The 17,607-nt window shown below is 72.0% G+C and carries 15 protein-coding genes and 1 tRNA gene; 6 read left to right on the top strand and 10 right to left on the bottom strand.

Going from position 1 to position 17,607, the window contains the following annotated elements:
- Positions 1 to 48: 48 nt before the first annotated feature.
- The 7 genes from ACFU5G_RS06575 to ACFU5G_RS06605 all read right to left on the bottom strand — a co-directional run bounded on the left by ACFU5G_RS06575 (position 49) and on the right by ACFU5G_RS06605 (position 9,780).
- The gene (locus ACFU5G_RS06575) at positions 49 to 3,999 is read right to left on the bottom strand and encodes a DUF4082 domain-containing protein (protein ID WP_377241984.1); all 3,951 of its coding nucleotides are present in this window, start codon (positions 3,997 to 3,999) and stop codon (positions 49 to 51) included.
- Positions 4,000 to 4,138: 139 nt separating this feature from the next.
- Positions 4,139 to 4,744 (bottom strand): aminoacyl-tRNA hydrolase, encoded by a 606-nt coding sequence (pth, locus tag ACFU5G_RS06580; RefSeq protein WP_377241986.1) that lies wholly within the window; start codon positions 4,742 to 4,744, stop codon positions 4,139 to 4,141.
- Between the two features lie 187 nt (positions 4,745 to 4,931).
- Positions 4,932 to 5,543, bottom strand: a complete 612-nt coding sequence (locus ACFU5G_RS06585; protein ID WP_377241988.1) for a 50S ribosomal protein L25/general stress protein Ctc — start codon at positions 5,541 to 5,543, stop codon at positions 4,932 to 4,934.
- Positions 5,544 to 5,763: 220 nt separating this feature from the next.
- Entirely contained in the window at positions 5,764 to 6,969 is a 1,206-nt protein-coding gene (locus ACFU5G_RS06590) for a glycosyltransferase (protein ID WP_377241990.1), read from the bottom strand.
- Positions 6,970 to 7,047: 78 nt separating this feature from the next.
- Positions 7,048 to 8,031, bottom strand: a complete 984-nt coding sequence (locus ACFU5G_RS06595) for a ribose-phosphate diphosphokinase (protein WP_377241993.1) — start codon at positions 8,029 to 8,031, stop codon at positions 7,048 to 7,050.
- The gene (gene glmU / locus ACFU5G_RS06600) at positions 8,031 to 9,611 is read right to left on the bottom strand and encodes a bifunctional UDP-N-acetylglucosamine diphosphorylase/glucosamine-1-phosphate N-acetyltransferase GlmU (protein ID WP_377242087.1); all 1,581 of its coding nucleotides are present in this window, start codon (positions 9,609 to 9,611) and stop codon (positions 8,031 to 8,033) included. Before glmU ends, ACFU5G_RS06595 begins: the two co-directional genes overlap by 1 nt.
- 94 nt (positions 9,612 to 9,705) lie before the next feature.
- A tRNA-Gln gene (locus tag ACFU5G_RS06605) sits at positions 9,706 to 9,780 on the bottom strand.
- 239 nt (positions 9,781 to 10,019) lie between these two features.
- On the opposite strand from ACFU5G_RS06605, the gene ACFU5G_RS06610 reads away from it, so the two are divergent.
- Positions 10,020 to 10,622 (top strand): TetR/AcrR family transcriptional regulator, encoded by a 603-nt coding sequence (locus ACFU5G_RS06610; RefSeq protein WP_377241995.1) that lies wholly within the window; start codon positions 10,020 to 10,022, stop codon positions 10,620 to 10,622.
- A gap of 221 nt (positions 10,623 to 10,843) precedes the next feature.
- Here the strand turns inward: ACFU5G_RS06610 and ACFU5G_RS06615 are convergent, their stop codons facing one another.
- Positions 10,844 to 10,969 (bottom strand): hypothetical protein, encoded by a 126-nt coding sequence (locus tag ACFU5G_RS06615; protein ID WP_269637221.1) that lies wholly within the window; start codon positions 10,967 to 10,969, stop codon positions 10,844 to 10,846.
- Between the two features lie 304 nt (positions 10,970 to 11,273).
- Between ACFU5G_RS06615 and ACFU5G_RS06620 the strand changes: the two genes are divergently transcribed.
- A complete protein-coding gene (locus ACFU5G_RS06620; RefSeq protein ID WP_377241997.1) occupies positions 11,274 to 11,849 on the top strand; it encodes a DUF3800 domain-containing protein in 576 nt (191 codons plus the stop codon).
- A 135-nt stretch (positions 11,850 to 11,984) separates the two neighbouring features.
- Entirely contained in the window at positions 11,985 to 12,650 is a 666-nt protein-coding gene (locus ACFU5G_RS06625; RefSeq protein ID WP_377241999.1) for a class I SAM-dependent DNA methyltransferase, read from the top strand.
- A gap of 37 nt (positions 12,651 to 12,687) precedes the next feature.
- Here the strand turns inward: ACFU5G_RS06625 and ACFU5G_RS06630 are convergent, their stop codons facing one another.
- Complete coding sequence (locus ACFU5G_RS06630) at positions 12,688 to 13,731, bottom strand: maleylacetate reductase (protein WP_377242001.1); 1,044 nt, start codon at positions 13,729 to 13,731, stop codon at positions 12,688 to 12,690.
- 101 nt (positions 13,732 to 13,832) lie between these two features.
- On the opposite strand from ACFU5G_RS06630, the gene ACFU5G_RS06635 reads away from it, so the two are divergent.
- Entirely contained in the window at positions 13,833 to 14,336 is a 504-nt protein-coding gene (locus ACFU5G_RS06635) for a MarR family winged helix-turn-helix transcriptional regulator (protein WP_377242003.1), read from the top strand.
- Positions 14,337 to 14,342: 6 nt separating this feature from the next.
- Here the strand turns inward: ACFU5G_RS06635 and ACFU5G_RS06640 are convergent, their stop codons facing one another.
- Positions 14,343 to 14,759, bottom strand: coding sequence for a hypothetical protein (locus ACFU5G_RS06640; RefSeq protein WP_377242005.1), 417 nt, complete (start codon positions 14,757 to 14,759; stop codon positions 14,343 to 14,345).
- A 158-nt stretch (positions 14,760 to 14,917) separates the two neighbouring features.
- Between ACFU5G_RS06640 and ACFU5G_RS06645 the strand changes: the two genes are divergently transcribed.
- Together ACFU5G_RS06645 and lat are read left to right on the top strand one after the other, a co-directional pair.
- Positions 14,918 to 16,222 carry a CynX/NimT family MFS transporter gene (locus ACFU5G_RS06645; RefSeq protein ID WP_377242007.1) on the top strand — a complete coding sequence of 435 codons (1,305 nt, stop codon included), beginning with the start codon at positions 14,918 to 14,920 and terminating at the stop codon, positions 16,220 to 16,222.
- A 56-nt stretch (positions 16,223 to 16,278) separates the two neighbouring features.
- Positions 16,279 to 17,586 (top strand): L-lysine 6-transaminase, encoded by a 1,308-nt coding sequence (gene lat / locus ACFU5G_RS06650; protein ID WP_377242009.1) that lies wholly within the window; start codon positions 16,279 to 16,281, stop codon positions 17,584 to 17,586.
- Positions 17,587 to 17,607 lie beyond the last annotated feature (21 nt).

Here is a 17,607-nt window from a genome sequence, read left to right on the forward strand (position 1 = left end):
CCGCCCGGCCGGGCGGCGCCCCCTCTCGTCAGTCGGCCGGACCGGCCCTCACTGGTCCGTGAACACGGGGTCCACCCAGTACCCGGTGCTCTGCCAGGTGAACTGGGGGTACCCGCCGCCGTAGAGGTAGGTGCCGGCGTTCGCCGGCGCCGTCAGCGGGCCCACGGTGCGCGCCTGGGAGAAGTACCCCGACCCCGCCGCGTAGCCGCCGTTCGGCGCCAGGTACGACACGGTGAACGTCGTGCCCGCGGTGACCGCCACGCGCTGCGGCAGCGTGACCGTCTGCCAGCCGTCGCTCCCGCCCGACGGCGCCTGGGCGGTCGCCAGCCGGGTACCGGCGGACGACCACACCGACACCGTCTGCGTGCCCGTGTTCGCCGGCCCCCGGTAGAAGCGGACGGCGGTGACGTACCCGGCGCGGTTCGCGGAGAACCGGGTGCCGAGCTCCACCGCCGCGCCGTCGTCGGCCGAGGCCTCCGGCGGCACGTCCGAGCCGAAGATCGTGCACGGGCACTGGCCGTCGGCCGCCTTGGTGGTGAACGACCACGAGCTCGCCGCGATCGTCTGCCCGCCCGTGGTCCGGCCGGTGAACGACGCCGTGTAGGCCGTGCCCGGCGTCAGGGCGCTGCCCGGCGTCAGGGTCGCCGTGGTGCCGGAGACCGCGAGGCTGCCGGAGACCGCCTGGTTGCCGGGTCCGGCCAGCGTCAGCGTCGTGCCCGAGGTGGCCAGCGGCTGCGACGTGGTGACCGAGACCTTGGTGCCCGTCGCCACGTCGACCGCGCCGCCGGACGGCGTCCGCGACACGACGGCGGGCGTCGTGGCGGCCGGCTCGAACTGCACGTCGACGCTGTAGGACGTGGACGTCTGCGTCGTGGGTCGCCCCGTGCCGTAGGTGTACACGCCCGCGTTCTGCGGCGTGGTCAGGTCGCCGACCGTCTTCGCGGCGCCGAGCGCCCCGAGCGTCACCGGGTAGCGGCCCGACGGCGCGCGGTAGCCCACCGTGTACTCCTGGCCGGCGGTCACGTCGGCCGGCGTGGAGAACGTGACGTCCTGCCAGCCCTGTGCCACCGGGTCGGAGACGGTCGCGGTCGCGACCACCTGCCCGGACGGACCCCACAGGGAGGCCACGAACGGGCCGGTCATCTGGGTCGACTTCCAGAACTGGAGCCCGACCACCTTGCCGGTCACCCGGGGCGAGAAACGCGTGCCCAGGACGACGCCGGCGGTGTCCGCGGCGGCCGCCGTGCCCGGCACCGTCGTCTCGTCGAACAGGCCGCACGGGCACACCGCGGACGGCGGCCGCAGGGTGCGGAAGCTCCACGTCCCGCCGTCGGACAGCGTGGTGCCGTCGGCGGTCCGGGCGGTGGCCGCCACCCGGTAGGTGACGAACCCGGCCAGCGCCGAGGAGGGCGTGAAAGTGGCCGTGCGGGTGTTCGCGTCGTAGGCCACCGTGCCGGGGGCCGTCTGCCCGGCCTCGTCCGTCAGCGTGATGCCGACCGACGACGCCACGACGGCCTTCGAGAACGTGATGCGCACCGGGCTGTCCAGGCGCACGCTCACCTCACCGGGGACCGGGGTGCGCGCGGAGGCGACCAGCGGCGAGCTGTCGTTGATCGTGTAGACCGGGTCCACCCAGTAGGCGGCGTTGTCCCAGTTCTGCGTCGGTACGGTGCCGGGCGACCCGTACAGGCCCGAGGGGTCGGCGGTGAACCCGCCCGGCACGGTGAGCGGCCCGGCCTCGCGCCCCAGGGTCTGGAAGGCCCATGGCGTGGAGGTGTAGCCGCCGTTGGGCGCGGTGTAGGACACCACGTACGACTGCCCCGAGACGACGGGCACCGGGCTGGTGAACGATGCCTCCTGCCAGCCGGTCGCCGTCTCGCCCGAGAACCGGACGCTGGCGAGCTGCTGGCCGGACGCGCTCCACAGGTACCCGGTGTGGGTGCCCGTGTTCCCGGACGTCTTGTGGAACCGGACGCCGCTGACGTAGCCGTCGGAGGACGGGACGAACCGCATGCCGAGCTCGACCGCCGACGAGTCGTCGGCCGGCCCGTTCGGTGGCGTGGTGGTGCCGAACACGGTGCACGGGCACGTCACGGTGGAGCCCACCGTCGCCACGGCCCCGATGTTCGCGGAGTCGTCGATCGCGCGGGCGCGGAGCTGGACCGCCCCCGAGCCGAAGACCTGGCCGGTGTACTGCCAGCTCGCGCGGCCCTCGGCGGGGTGCCAGGTCTTGCCGCCGTCGAGCGAGACCTCGACGCCGGCCACACGGCCGGAGGCGTCCGTGGCCGTGCCCTTGACCGTGACGCTCGCCCCGCCGCGGTAGGACTGCCCCGCGGCCGGGCTCGTGATCTGGGTGGTCGGCCCCGTCGTGTCCGTCGTCTTGGTCGCCGCGGTGATGCCGGACGCCAGGGTGTTCGGCTGCACGCCCATGTCGGCGAACAGGTTGACGGTCGCCTGGCGCATCCGGGAGTCCGCGGGGGCGCCGTCGCCGTCGTGCGTCTGGTCCAGGCCCCAGGCCCACTGCACGGTGCCGGCGGAGAACACCAGCGCGCCGCTGCCCGCCCGGTACATCGTGATCGTGTGCTTGGTGACGCCGGGCGCGACCGTGTTGCCGAAGTCCTGCAGGTACTCGGGCACGTTGCCGACCGTGGTCGACATGCGGATCAGGCCCGCGGGTCTGAAGCCGTTGTCCAGGTCCTCGTTCGACTCGTACCCGACGGTGTGCTGCGCCAGGGCCTGCGAGGTCCCCGCCGGCAGCGAGCCGAGCGTCGTGCCCCGCCAGATCCGCAGCTTGCCGTCGTCGGACGTGACCGTGAGCGGCAGGTCGGAGTAGTTGGTCGTGTAGAGGGTGCCGATGACGCCGTTCTCGGGGCGCCCCGCGCCGGCCGCCGAGCTCGCGTACCGGGGGTCGCGCCAGGTACCGGTCCACTCGCTGGAGGGGTCGATCTTGTCCCGGCCCCAGGTCTCCTTGTACGACACCAGGGTGCGGTGGTCGGACGGCTGCCCGACGGCGGACGGCTCCCAGCGCGTGCGCCAGTACATGTCGTTGCCGGCGAAGAACCCGAGGTGCACGCCCGCGTCGCGGGCGCGCTCCACGGCGGCGCGCTGCGGCCCGGACCAGTACTCGTCGTGCCCCACGGACAGGAACGCCTTGTGGTCCAGCAGCCGGCCGCCGTCGCGGTCGGTGTCCACCCCGGCGATGTAGGTGACGTCGTAGCCGTTCTGCTCCAGGAACCGGACCATCGCGTACTCGGAGCTGAAGTAGAAGTCGCGGCCCTTCTCCAGCCCGCGGGTGGCGAAGGGGCGGTTGTAGCTGAGCTTGTAGGCGCGGCCGTTGGCGCCGCCCGTGTAGAAGCTCGACCCGCCGTACGTGTTGTAGGCCTGCCACGTGGTGTCCGACGTCTGGAAGACGATGTCGGACGTGGAGCCGTCGTCGCGCACGACGAACGTGATGTGGCTCTGCCCGCCGGTGTCCGTCCGGGTCAGCAGGGCGATGTACACCCCGGACACGGCGGTGGACGGCACGTCCCAGCCCGCCGAGACGCCCCAGCTCCCGCAGTCGACCAGCTCGGTCGTCTCGTCCCAGGCGCACTCCGGCTGCCGCTGCGGCAGTGTGGCGCTCGGCGAGACCGACGCGATCTTGCGGGCGCCGAGGCCCTGGTACCAGCCGGTGCGGTAGATGTCGATCGTGTACGCCCGGGCGTCGGTGTCGATCTTGAACGAGACGCGGCTGCCCGTGTCGACGCTCATCTCGGTCGCGAAGCCCTGGATGCTGGCGTCGCCCGACCTGTCGATGTCCCAGACCTCGGGAGATGTGCCGGGCTTCGAGTTCTCGCAGACGACCGGCTTGCTACCGGGTGCGCACGGGTCGGCCGCGTTCGCCGCGGGGACCGACGCCAGCAGCGCTGACGAGCCCGCGAGGACGGCGACCACGAAGGCCGCCAGGGAACGGCGGGCCCGGCGGGTCCGGTGTGACGAAATTGCGAAGGTGCTGCCCACATCGCAACCCTAGGAGCGGCGATGCCCAGGATGTCGCGCCAGAACGGGGAGATCACCCCCGGTTCACCCGGTTTCGAACAGCGCTGTCAGGCGCCCTCGACGGGCCCGGTCCCGGCCCCGCTCCGGCCCCGCCCCGGGCTCAGGCCTTGGCGACGTGGAACTTGCCCTGGGCCGCCAGCAGACCCTGCGTGAGCAGCATCTCGACGGCGTCGGCGGCGTCGTCGACGAGGATCGGCAGGTCCTTCTTCTCGGTCCCGCTGAAGTCGCGCAGCACGTAGTCCGCGGTGTCCATGCGGCCGGGCGGGCGGCCAACCCCGACGCGGACCCGGTGGTAGTCCTTGGTGCCGAGCGCCTTCGTGGTGTCGCGCAGCCCGTTGTGGCCGCCCTCGCCGCCACCGACCTTGAGCTTGATGGTGTCGAAGGGGATGTCCACCTCGTCGTGCACCATGACCACCTGGTCGGCGGGCACGTCGTAGTACTTGGCGAGCGCGCTGACGGGGCCGCCGGACGTGTTCATGTACGTGGCCGGCTTGGCCAGGATGACCCGGGGGCCGGGGGCCCCGCCGGGCAGCACCCCGAGCCGGGTCTCCGCCACGACGGCCTGGGCCCGCGCGTGCTTCGAGAAGCGCGCGCCGGCACGCTCGGCCAGCAGGTCCAGCACCATCTGCCCCACGTTGTGCCGGTTGCCGGCGTACTTGGGACCGGGGTTGCCGAGCCCGACGACGAGCCAGGGCCGGTCGCTCATGTCACGTTCCTTCCACGACAGCGGTCACGGTGGTCACGACGGCGGGGCCGCCCGCCCCGCGGCGGATACAGGTCGGGCCGAGGTGGAACCCGCGCCGCGCACGATCTTCTCGTGCGCGCGCCAGGAAGTTCCACCTCGGCCCGGTACGTCCGGCTCAGGCCGGGACGTTCTGGGACGCCGGAGGGGCTCAGCCCTCCGTGGACGCCTCGGCGGCCGAACCGGCGGACTCCGCCGACTCCTCGGCCTCGTCCGGGCTGGCCTCGCCGCGCGGCTCGGTGATGAGCACGACGACCGCGTTCGGGTCGGTGAGCAGCGTGGAGCCGGCCGGGAGGGTGACCTCGCTCGCGTGGACCTGCGCGCCGGTCTCGAGGCCCTCGATGGAGACCTCGACCGACTCGGGCAGGTGCGTGGCCTCGGCCTCGACGGAGAGGGTCTGCTCCTCGACCAGGTGGATGGTGCCCGGGGCCGACTCGCCCACGATGTTCACGGTGATGTCGACGGTGATCTTCTCGCCGGCGCGCACGACCTGCAGGTCGATGTGCTCGATGACGTTACGGACCGGGTCGCGCTGGATGTCCTTGGCGACGGCCAGCTGGCCCTTGCCGTCGAGCTCGATCGAGAACAGCACGTTGGCCTGGCGCAGCGCCAGCATCGACTCGTGGCCCGGCAGGGTCACGTGCACCGGGTCGGTGCCGTGCCCGTACAGGACGGCGGGAATCTTGTTGTCGCGGCGGATGCGGCGGGCCGCACCCTTGCCGAACTCGGTGCGGGGCTCAGCGGCGAGCTTGATCTCGGCCATGGGAACTCACTCCTGGAAGATATGTGTGCAACTCGAAGATGGCGGCTGCGTCGGCGCGGGACACGTGACGGGCGCGGAGCGGGCACGCGGGGCGAGGTGCTGGAGGGGTACTCCGCCCGGGGCCGCCGACGGCCGCCCAGTCGATCACGGACGCCGGCCGAGTGCTTGCGGGATCAGGTCCCGCCGCGGCCGTCAGACGTCCCTCGCCGAGGCAACCTGACTACTGTACCCGCTCGTCGGCGCGATCCGCACCGAGAGGCGGTGTGACGCCGATCGCCGGCTGCGTGCGCCGGGGCTTGTAGACGACCTGGACGTGGAACACGAAGCGCAGCAGGAACGCGACGACCAGGGTCACGGCCTGCACCAGGACTGGCCACATGCCGGTGTGCTCGACCAGCCACCACAGCACGGGCAGGCGGATCGCCGCCTCGGTGCCGTTGAACGCGAACGAGTGCGCGAACCGCGTCCAGACGCCGCGGCCCTCGTTGCGCAGGTCGCGGAACACGAACCGCTCCTGCAGCAGGAAGTTGATCAGGATCGTCACGACGGCGGAGATCACCGCGGCCTGCACGTAGTGCACGCTCAGCGCGGTGAGCAGCCACAGGATGAGCACGTTGAGCACGGCGCCGAAGCCGCCGATGATCGCGAACCGCGACATCCGCCCGAACCGCAGCGCGGCGAGCTGCTCCAGGTAGCGCAGGCCGGTCTTGAAGGTCGCCTTGGAGTGCCCGGCGTACCGCTCGCCGAACACGAACGGCTCCTCGCCCACGGCCAGGGTGTTGCGCGCGAGCAGCTCCAGCAGGATCTTGAAGCCGCGCGGGTGCAGGGCGTCGAGGTCCAGGGCGTCCACCCGGGCCGCGAAGAAGCCGGTGAGCGGGTCGGTGACGTTGCGCAGCCGCACCGGGAACATGGACCGCGCCAGCAGCGCCGACCCGATCGAGACGCCGTGCCGCCACCAGCCGTCCAGGCCGCCGGCGTCGCCGTCGCCCGTGTAGCGGGAGGCGACCACGAGGTCGAGCCCCGACTCGCGGCCACGCGTGACCAGCGCGGGCACCAGCTCTGGCGGGTGCTGAAGGTCGCCGTCCATCACGACCGCCCACTCGGTGGTGACGGTGCGCAGGCCCGCCACCACGGCGCCGCTCAGCCCGCCCTGCGGCGTCTCCCGGTGCAGCAGCCGCACCGGGACGGGCGCGGTGGCCGCGACCTCGCGGATCCGGTCGGGGGTGTCGTCCGTCGAGTCGTCGACGAAGAGGATCTCCGCCAGGGCGGGCGCCCCCACGGGGGCGGGCCCGCCCTCGGGTCCCTGCACGACGCCGGAGGCGCGACCGCCGTCGGGCAGCACTCCGAAGGCGGCGCACAGCCGCTCGGTGAGCGCCCGGACGTTCGGTCCCTCGTTGAACGTCGGGACCACGACGGTGACGGTCACTGACCCTCCCCCATAGATGTCAAGACACGGTCTCCCGTTGACCGCGCCTGAGTCAAGTGCCCCGCCCGGCGCTGCGGATCAGGAGTTGCCGTCGAACAGCGAGGTCACGGACCCGTCGGAGTGGACCTCGTTGATCGCCGAGGCCAGCAGCGGCGCGATGGAGAGCACCTTGAGCGTGTCGAACCGGCGGTCCTCCTCGATCGGCAGGGTGTCGGTGACGACCACCTCGCGCGCGCCGCACTCCGTGAGCCGCTGCTTGGCCGGACCGGACAGTACACCGTGCGTGGCCGCGACGGTGACCGACTTGGCGCCCGCGGCCATGATGACCTTGACGGCCTCGGCGATGGTGCCGCCGGTGTCGATCAGGTCGTCCACCAGCACGCAGTCCTTGCCCTGGACGTCGCCGACGACGCGGTTGGCCACGGACTGGTTGGGCCGCGTGACGTCGCGCGTCTTGTGCACGAACGCCAGCGGGCCGCCGCCCAGCTTGGACGCCCAGATCTCGGCGACGCGGATCCGGCCGGCGTCCGGCGACACGACGGTCACGTTGTCGACGTCCACCCGGGTGCGCACGTAGTCGACCAGGATCGGCATGGCCCACAGGTGGTCCACGGGCCCGTCGAAGAAGCCCTGGATCTGCGCGGTGTGCAGGTCCACGCTCATCAGGCGGTCCGCGCCCGCCGTCTTGAACAGGTCCGCGATGAGGCGGGCCGAGATCGGCTCGCGGCCGCGGCTCTTCTTGTCCTGCCGGGCGTAGCCGAAGAACGGCGCCACCACGGTGACGGAGTGCGCCGAGGCGCGCTTGGCGGCGTCGACCATGAGCAGCTGCTCCATGATCCACTGGTTGACCGGCATCGTGTGCGACTGCAGGAGGAACAGGTCCATGCCGCGCACGGAGTCGCTGAAGCGGACGTAGGTCTCGCTGTTGGCGAAGTCGTACGCGGACACGCCCAGCAGGTCGATGCCCAGCTCCTTGGCGACGTTCTTCGCCAGTTCGGGGTGTGCTCGGCCCGCGGCCAGGACGAGCGGGTGGCGGTTGGGTCCGGGAGTGGAGTTGGACATCAGTGGGACTTTCCTTCCTTGTCGGCCCCAGGTGCGGGGGCCTGGTCGGCCGGTTCGGCCTGGGTGGCCGCGGCCTGCGGGGCCACGGGGGCCCCGACTGCGTTCTGCTGGGCGAGCTGGCGCTGCGCCTGGTCACCCAGACCGGACTCGGCGCCGAGGGCGCTGGCGGCGGCGTCCGCCGCGGCCGTGCCGGGCCGGCGGCGGCCGACCCAGCCCTCGATGTTGCGCTGCTGCCCGGCGGTGACGCCGAGCGCGCCCGCGGGCACGTCCCGGCGGATCACGGAGCCGGCGGCGGTGTACGCGCCGTCGCCCACCGTGACGGGGGCCACGAACATGTTGTCCGCACCCGTGCGCGCGTGGGAGCCGATCACCGTGCGGTGCTTGTGCACGCCGTCGTAGTTGACGGTCACCGACGCGGCGCCGATGTTGGTGTGCTCGCCGATCGAGGCGTCGCCGACGTAGGAGAGGTGCGGCACCTTGCTGCCCTCGCCGATCTCGGCGTTCTTGGTCTCGACGAACGTGCCGATCTTGCCCTTGCGGCCCAGGCTCGTGCCCGGGCGCAGGTAGGCGAACGGGCCGACGGAGGCGCCCTCGCCGATCACGGCGAGCGAGCCGTGCGTGCGGACCACGGTGGCGCCGGCCCCGACCTCGACGTCGGTGAGCGTGGTGTCCGGGCCGATCGTGGCGCCCGTGGCCACCACGGTGGCGCCCTTGAGCTGCGTGTTGGGCAGGAGCGTGACGTCCGGGGCGAGCTCGACGTCGACGTCGATCCACGTGGTCGCCGGGTCCTGCACGGTCACGCCCGCGCGCTGCCACTCCTCGACGATGCGGCGGTTCATCTCGCGGGCCAGGACCGACAGGGCGACGCGGTCGTTGACACCCTCGACCAGCATCGGGTCGTCGGCGAGCAGGGCACGCACGTGCAGGCCCTGCGAGCGGGCGAACGCGACGACGTCGGTCAGGTAGACCTCGCCCTGCGCGTTCTTGCTGTCCAGGCCGGCCAGGCCGCGGCGCAGCGTGTCGGCGTCGAACACGTAGACCGACGAGTTGATCTCCCGGATGGCGAGCTGGTCCGCGCTCGCGTCCTTGTGCTCGACGATCTCGAGCACGTCGCCGGTGTCCTTCTCGCGGACGATGCGGCCGTAGCCCGTCGCGTCGTCCACCTCGGTGGTCAGGACCGTGACGGCGTTGCCGTCGGCGTGGTGCGCCGCCAGCAGCTGGCCGAGCGTGGCGCCGTCGAGCAGCGGGACGTCGCCCGCGACCACGACGACGGAGCCCTCGATGCCCTCGCCCACGACCTCGCCGTCGGCCAGGCCGGCGGCGGCCGCGGCGGCCTGCGCCTTGGAGTCGAGCGCCGCCAGGGCGCACTGCACGGCGCGGCCCGTGCCGGGGATCTCGTCCTGGTCCACGAGGATCGCCTCGGGATCGAGCTGCCCGACCTCCTCGGCGACCAGGTCACGCTCGTGCCGGACCACCACCGCGACGCGACCGGGCTGGAGCTCCCGGGCGGCGGTCAGCGCGTGCCCCACCATCGGCTTGCCGCCGAGCGGGTGCAGGATCTTCGGCAACGCTGACTTCATGCGGGTGCCCTGGCCGGCGGCGAGGACGATCACTGCTGCCGGCTGAGGTGTCTCGGTCACGAGTGCTCCGATCGGTGGGTTCGTCAGATCCGGATGGCTCCGCCCCCAGGATTCGAACCTGGACTAAAGGCACCAAAAACCTCTGTGCTGCCGATTACACCAAGGCGGACCGGGCGCGCGGGAGGCTCCGTCGTGACCCGAAGCAGGCGTGTGCCACCGTCGCACGTCCGTGAACAGTCTGCCAGGTCCCGGGGTATGCCCCATGCCGGACGGGTGGAGTCGTCAGCCACATCCACGCACATCCGCGGGCACACGCGCGCACACGGGCCGCCAGGCAACGCCCGGAACGCCCGCTCGGGCACAATGAACCCCATGGCCGCCGAAAACCGACGTACCCATAGACCTCGCATGACGGCCAGCCAGCGGCGTGAGCAGCTGCTCACGGTCAGCCGCGGCCTGTTCGCCCAGAAGGGCTTCGAGGGCACCAGCGTGGAGGAGATCGCGTCCCGCGCGGAGGTCTCCAAGCCCGTCGTCTACGAGCACTTCGGCGGCAAGGAGGGCATCTACGCCGTCGTCGTGGACCGCGAGGTGCAGGCACTCACGCACGCCCTGTCCGGAGCCCTGGGCTCCGGCGGGCACCCCAAGGTGCTCCTGGAGCGGACGGCGCTGGCCCTCCTGGACTACATCGAGTCGTCCGAGGACGGGTTCCGCATCCTCGTGCGCGACTCCCCCGTCGCCCAGGCGACCGGCACGTTCTCGAGCCTGATCGGTGACGTGGCCACCCAGGTGGAGGCGATCCTGGAGCCGCAGTTCCGCGCCAACGGGCTGGAGACCAAGGCCGCGCCCCTCTACGCGCAGATGCTGGTCGGCATGATCGCCCTCACCGGCCAGTACTGGCTGGACGCCCGCAGCCCCAAGAAATCAGAGGTGGCGGCACACCTGGTGAACCTGGCGTGGAACGGGCTGCACAACATGGAGAAGAAGCCCGCGCTGACAAAGCTGGGCCGCTGAGGCGGAACCGCCGAATAACTGACGGACCGTCAGCAGCACCAGCGAATTGCCGGACAACCCTGAAATGCCCGAAGCAGTCAAGTCAGTTTGCGCCCGCGCAACAATGTGTGCGCGGACGCAAAAGAACGAATGCCCTCTGCGCTTCCTGCGCAGAGGGCATTCGCTTTAGCTGGGGATGTTGCAAGCGCGGGTTTAAAACACCGCGCCCTCGTTCTCCCTGCTCAGAGACCCAGCAGGATGCGGATCTGCGCCAGGGTGATGCCGAGGGAGTCGAGCAGGGTCGAGACGATGTCAACAACAGACATGGTGCTTTTCCTTCCGGAAAACGGGAATCGCAGGATGATCACCTGCGAGCGGAACAGTGTTCGCGTTCCATACATTAAGCACACGACACGGACTCTGCAACGGGAAATGGATATTCACGTTTAATGAGCGCCCGGTTTCACCCTGTGATATTAGGGGTGAAACTGAACCATGGTCCGCCATGAAGTGGACATATTTCTGAGCGAGAGTCAGTTGCCAGGGACGACGCCAGGCCGCCCCAGGGCTCAGCGGGCAGGCGCACACCCAGTGGCATAGAGTTCATGCACGAGAAGGCGAGCTCCGAGAGTCCGGGGCTCGCCTTCGTGCATCCACGACGACAGGAAGCCCGTGCGGCCGACCGACGCCCACCGCCAGAAGACCGAGCACCAGACACCGGATCAGGTGCCGCGCCGCGCCCATGTCTTCGTCGACGAGTCGAAGTCGCGGGGGTACCTCATGGCGGCCGCCTTCGTCCACGCCAGGCACCTGCAGTCCCTTCGCCGTGCACTTCGTCAGCTCCGGCCACGTGGCCGGCGCAGCGTTCACTTCAACGGAGCGCGGGACGAGCTCCGCCATGCCGTCCTGGACGTCCTGGTCGCGCACGACGTCACGGCTGTGGTCGTCCAGGCCACCGGGCGGCGTGGACCGCAGCAACGGGAGGTGTGCGTCCGCAAGGTCGCACAGTGCTGCGTCGCGACGGAAGCCGGTGTGGTCGTCCTAGATCTTGACGAGAGCGTCGTCAGCAAGGACCGCCGCTGGTTGTACGAGGAGCTGCACAAGAGCGAGACCCGCTACGACCATCTGCACCGTCACGAGGAGCCGTTGCTCTGGGCCGCGGACGCGGTCGCCTGGGCCTGGCAGCGAGCCGGCTCCTGGCGCGACCGCGTGCGGCCCATGGTCACCCAGGTGCACGAGGTGTCCTGACAGCGCGAAGCCCGGGCCACCCACCTGAAGGGTAGGCTCCCGGGCTCACTTCTCGGGGCTAGTGCCCCTCGCACCGCCAATGATACTGCCGTCCGCGCGCCCGGCAAGCACCGGGGACGATCTAGGCTGCGGCGCGTGACGTCCTCCGAGCAGCTCGCGACCGTCCGTGCCGACTACGACGACAAGGCCCAGGCCTACACGGCCTTCATCGGCGAGGCGTTCGCCGGCCAGCCCCTGAACCACGTCATGGTCCAGGCCTTCGCCGACCTCGTTCGGCAGTCGGGCGGCGGCCAGGCGGGCGGCGGCCAGGTGGCCGACGTCGGCTGCGGGCCCGGGCACGTGACCGGCTACCTGCGGGAGCGCGGCGTCGACGCGTTCGGCGTCGACCTCTCGCCGGAGCTGGTGGCGATCGCCCGGGCCGCGCACCCAGGAGTGCGGTTCGACGTCGGCGACATGGGCGCGCTCAAAATGCCGACGGCGAGCCTGGCCGGGGTGCTGGCGAACTACTCGGTCATCCACACGCCGCCCGACGCGCTCCCGGCGACGCTCGCCGAGCTGTGCCGCGTGCTGGCGCCCGGCGGTCACCTGCTGATCGCGTTCCAGGCGCTGGACGCCGCGGACGGGACCGCCGAGGCCTTCGACCACAAGGTGTCGCCCGCCTGGCGGTACTCGCCCGACCATGTGCTCGGCCTGCTCGCGGGGGCGGGCGTGACAGAGGTCGCCCGCCTGGTGGTCGCGCCGGGCGAGGACCCGGTGCGCGGCTTCCCGCAGGCGCACCTGCTGTGCCGCAAGGGCGCCTGAGCCCACCGGGCAGGCCCCTCGGGCGCGCTCACCAGGGTCACCAGGCGGCGAGCAGCAGCTCCTCGACCTCGTCCGCGACGACCGGGCGCGGGTTCGGGTAGGGGGCGGCCGCCACCCGCTCGGCCACCTCGCGCAGCGCGGTGCGGGGCAGGCCGAGCGCGCCCAGCGTCGTCGGGCCGTCGTGGCGGGCGGCGAGCGCCGCGACCGCGCCGGCCGGGTCGCCGTCCGCCACCCGCGCGAGGCGGGCGGCCGGATCGGGGGCGGCGGGCAGGTCGAACCGCATCACGTGCGCCAGCAGCAGGGCGTGCAGCTCCGCGTGCGGCAGCCCGTAGGTGCCGCCGAGCACGTGCGCGAGCTGGTGGTGCAGCCCCATCCGCGCCTGCGCCAGGCAGGCGCCCGCGAGCCAGGCCGCCTCCTGCAGCCGGGCCCGCGCGTCGACGTCGCCCAGGTGGTCGAGCACCGCGGGGAGCGCGGAAAGGATGCCGTCCGCCGCCTCGACGCCGAACGCGCGGGTGGCCGCGCTCGCCTCGGCGTCCCACAGGGCCTCGACGGCGTGGGCCAACGCGTTGAGCGCGGAGGTCAGGGTGAGCCCGTGGGGCATGGACAGCGTGAGCTCGGGGTCGTACACGACGGTGCCGGGCGCGAGCGCCGGGTCGCGCCGCGTGGTCTTGACGCCGTCCTCGGTCTCGCCGAGCACGGGGGTCGCCTCGGAGCCGGCGTACGTGGTGGGCACGGCGACCTGCGGCATGCCGGTCCGCACGGCGAGCGCCTTGGCGAGCCCGATCGCCGACCCGCCGCCGATCGCGACGAGCGCGTCGGCGCGCACCTCGCGGGCCAGGGCCAGCGCCTGCGCGGTCACCTTGACGGGCGTGTGCTGGACGGGGCGGCCGAAGGTCGCGGCGTACCGATCCCCCAGGCTCGTGGCCACGTCCTGCGCCGTCTCGGCGGACGACGGCGCGGCCACCACCAGGACCCGCCGCGCCCCGAGCCGTTCGATCTCGTCGGGCACGAGGGTCCGCGCCCCGGCACCCTGCAGCACTCGACCGGCGTATACCTCGTGCACATGGATGTCTGTTCCCACGATGACTGAGCCTACGGTCGCCACGCCGCCGCCGACCACGTGCTTCACCCCGTGCATCCTGTCGAGATTCTTGATATCGAGACATCCGGTAGCCTCTCGCCATGGAGCACTCAGGTCACGGCGACGAGGTCGACCGCATCGTCGCCGCGTGGCACCACGTGCGCCCCGACCTCGACCTCGAACCACTGACGGTGTTCAGCCGGGTGTCCCGGCTGGCGCGGCACCTCGATCTCGCGCGCCGCACCGCGTTCGCCCGGCACAGCCTGGAGACGTGGGAGTTCGACGTGCTCTCGGCCCTGCGCCGCGCCGGCGAGCCCTTCCGCCTGTCGCCCGGCACGCTCGTGACGCAGACCCTGGTGACCAGCGGCACCATGACCAACCGGATCGACCGGCTGGAGTCGCGCGGGTTCGTCAAGCGGCACCGGTCCCCGGACGACCGGCGCGGCGTGCTCGTCGAGCTCACCGACGAGGGCCTGGCGCGGGTCGACGCCGCGATGAGCGACCTGCTCGACATCGAGGCCAAGGTGCTGACCGCCCTGTCCCCCGCGGAACGCCCACAGCTCGCGGCGCTCTTGCGCGCGGTCACCGCACAGTTCGACGAGTAGGACGGCTCAGCGGTCCCGCTTCACCATGACCTTCTCGCGGCCGACCTGGTCGGGCAGGAAGAACAGGTCGTCGGCGTCGGCGACGTACAGCGGCAGCTCGCCGAGCTCGGCCGGCATGCCGTCGGCGTCGGTGACCGTCAGCTCGACATGGTCCGCGGAGCTCTTCGAGTTGTACTTCCAGGTGCCCTCGATCTCGGCGGGGGCGTCGCCCACCACGTCGCCGAGCAGCTCGTCCGGAACTCCTACGGCGGTGAACGTCCGGTCCTCGCCGAGGGCGACGACGGTCGCGGCGCCGTCGCCCACGTAGGAGCCCACGAACTCCGGCTCGGTGTAGTCGATCTTGCCCAGATCGAAACCGCAGCCCGACGTCAGGAGTACGCCGACGAGTGCTCCCACCGCGGGGAGGACCTGTCGCTGGTTCATTCCACACCTCAGTTGTTCCAGTCGTGACCGGTCGCCCAATCTAGCGGTGATGCCGTAATACCTCCTGGCGGAACCGGGATGACAAGCAGCACACCCTGTGGCGATGTGATGGACGCCCCGCGCAACCAACCGACGCCGTCACGCACAATGAATGCATCATGAGCAACATCCGCACTGCGGCCGGCGGCTCCGCGCTGCTCGTCGCGGTACTCGTCTTCGCCCTGAACCTGCGCACCCCCATCACCTCGCTGCCGCCCGTCATGGGCGACGTCGCCGCCGGGCTGGGCCTGGACCAGACCCTCGCGGGCCTCCTCGTGGGCATCCCGGCGCTCTGCTTCAGCGTGGTGGCGCCGGCGGCGTCGACCCTGATCGCCCGGGTCGGCCCGTACGCGGCGGTGACGGTCGCCCTGGTCGGGGTGATCGCGGGGACGCTGATCCGGTCGGCGGGCTCGGGCACGGCGGGTGTGGTCGCGGCCTTCACGGGCACCGTGGTGCTGGGCGCGGCCATCACGGTGGGCAACGTGGTGGTCCCGGTGATCATCGCGCGGGACTTCCCGGCGCGGACGGCGCTGGCCACCGGCCTGTACTCCTCGGTGATGAACCTCGGGTCGGTCTTCGCGACGTCGCTGACCGCGCCCTTCGCGGCACTGCTCGGCTGGCGGGGCGCCGTCGCCTCGTGGGCGGTCGTCGCGATGGTCGCGCTCGTCGTGTGGCTGCTCACCACACGTCGCCTGCCGGACCCGCAGGCCCGCCCCCGGACCCGGCGGCCCCGCCGGGGCGGGGCGGACGACGGCGCCGCGCCGGGCGAGACCCCCGCCGGGTCGCTGGTCGACGGGCCCACCGGGACCCCCGCGCCGCCCCTGGTGGAGCTGCCGGGGGAGACCTGGGGCGGCGTGCTGCGGCGTCCGATCACGTGGGTGCTGACCATCGCGTTCGCGGGCCAGTCCTTCTCCTACTTCGCGGTCACGGGGTGGCTCCCGGAGCTGCTGCGCGACCTGCTGGGCGTGTCGGTGACCACGGCGGGCAACGCGGCCGCGCCGTTCCAGGGCCTCGCGATCGCGGGCAGCGTGCTCGTGCCGCTCGCGCTGGCGGCCCGCGTGCCGATGCGCGGCGCAGCCGTGGTGATGGGTCTGCTCTGGGTGTCCCTGCCCGTGGGCCTGCTGCTCGCCCCGCAGTGGTGGCTGGTGTGGGTGAGCCTCGCGGGCATCGCCCAGGGCGGCAACTTCGTGGTGATCTTCACCCTGGTGGCGCAGCAGTGCCGCACCGTCGCGCAGACCCGGCGGACGGTCGCGGCCGTGCAGGCGTTCGGGTACGCGGTGGCGGCGTCCGCGCCCGCGGTGATCGGCGCGGTGCACGCGGCGTCGGGCGGCTGGACGGCGGCGCTGCTGGTCATGCTGGGGTCCACGCTGGCACTGGGCACCGCCGAGCTGGTCGCGACCCGCCGTCGGGCCCCTCGGCCATAGCAGGAACTTTTCCAGAATCATTGAAAGTTGGCAGGATCATTGCCTACCTTTCCAGCATGACGACACACCTTGAGCCCACCGCTGTGCTCCCCACCCTTCGCGAGCACCTCCTGGTCGACGGGTTCGACCTGGTCCTCGACCTCACCCGGTCGCACGGCTCCACGCTCGTCGACGCGCGGGACGGCCGGGAGTGGCTGGACCTGTTCACCTTCTTCGCCTCCTCGCCGCTCGGCATGAACCATCCCGCGCTGGCCGACGACCCGGCCTTCCGGGAGGAGCTCGCCACCGCCGCGATCAACAAGCCGTCCAACTCCGACATCTACACGGTCGAGATGGCGCGCTTCGCCGACACGTTCGCGCGGGTGCTCGGCGACCCCGCCCTGCCGCACCTGTTCTTCATCGACGGCGGCGCGCTCGCCGTCGAGAACGCGCTCAAGGTGGCGTTCGACTGGAAGTCCCGCCAGAACGAGGCGAACGGCCGGTCCCCGGAGCTCGGCACCAAGGTGATGCACCTGGAGCACGCGTTCCACGGCCGCTCCGGGTACACGATGTCGCTCACGAACACCGAGCCGGGCAAGGTCGCGCGGTTCCCGAAGTTCGACTGGCCGCGCATCCCCTCGCCGTACATCGCCGAGGGCAAGGACATGGACGCCGCCGAGGCCGCGGCGCTCGGGGCCGCCCGTGCGGCGTTCGAGGCGAACCCGCACGACATCGCGGCCTTCATCATGGAGCCCATCCAGGGCGAGGGCGGCGACCACCACTTCCGTCCGTCGTTCCTGCAGGGCATGCAGGCGCTGTGCCGGGAGTTCGACGCGCTGTTCGTCATGGACGAGGTGCAGACCGGCGCCGGGATCACCGGGACCGCCTGGGCCTACCAGCAGCTCGGCGTGGCCCCCGACGTCGTCGCGTTCGGCAAGAAGACGCAGGTCTGCGGCATCATGGCCGGCGGCCGCGTGGACGAGGTCCCGGACAACGCGTTCGCCGTCTCCTCGCGCATCAACTCCACCTGGGGCGGCAACCTCACCGACATGGTGCGCTCCCGCCGGATCCTGGAGACCTACGAGGAGGAGGGCCTGGTCGACCGGGCCCGGACCATGGGCAAGCAGCTCCAGGACGCCCTGGGCGAGCTGGCCGCGCGGCACGAGGGCGTGACCGACGTGCGCGGCAGCGGCCTGATGTGCGCGCTGACCCTGCCGTCGCGCGAGGTCCGTGACCGCGTGCTGGCCGCGCTCACCGAGCGCAGCGTGCTGCTGCTGGGCTGCGGCGAGCGGTCGGTGCGGTTCCGTCCCGCCCTGACCGTCACCACCGAAGCGCTCGAGGCCGGCGTCCAGGCCCTCGACGAGGCGCTGACGGCCGCCCTCTGAGACCGGTCAGGCGCTCGGGCT

Origin of the sequence: Promicromonospora sp. NPDC057488, from assembly GCF_042802395.1 — a bacterium.
In the GTDB taxonomy this organism is placed as follows: domain Bacteria; phylum Actinomycetota; class Actinomycetes; order Actinomycetales; family Cellulomonadaceae; genus Promicromonospora.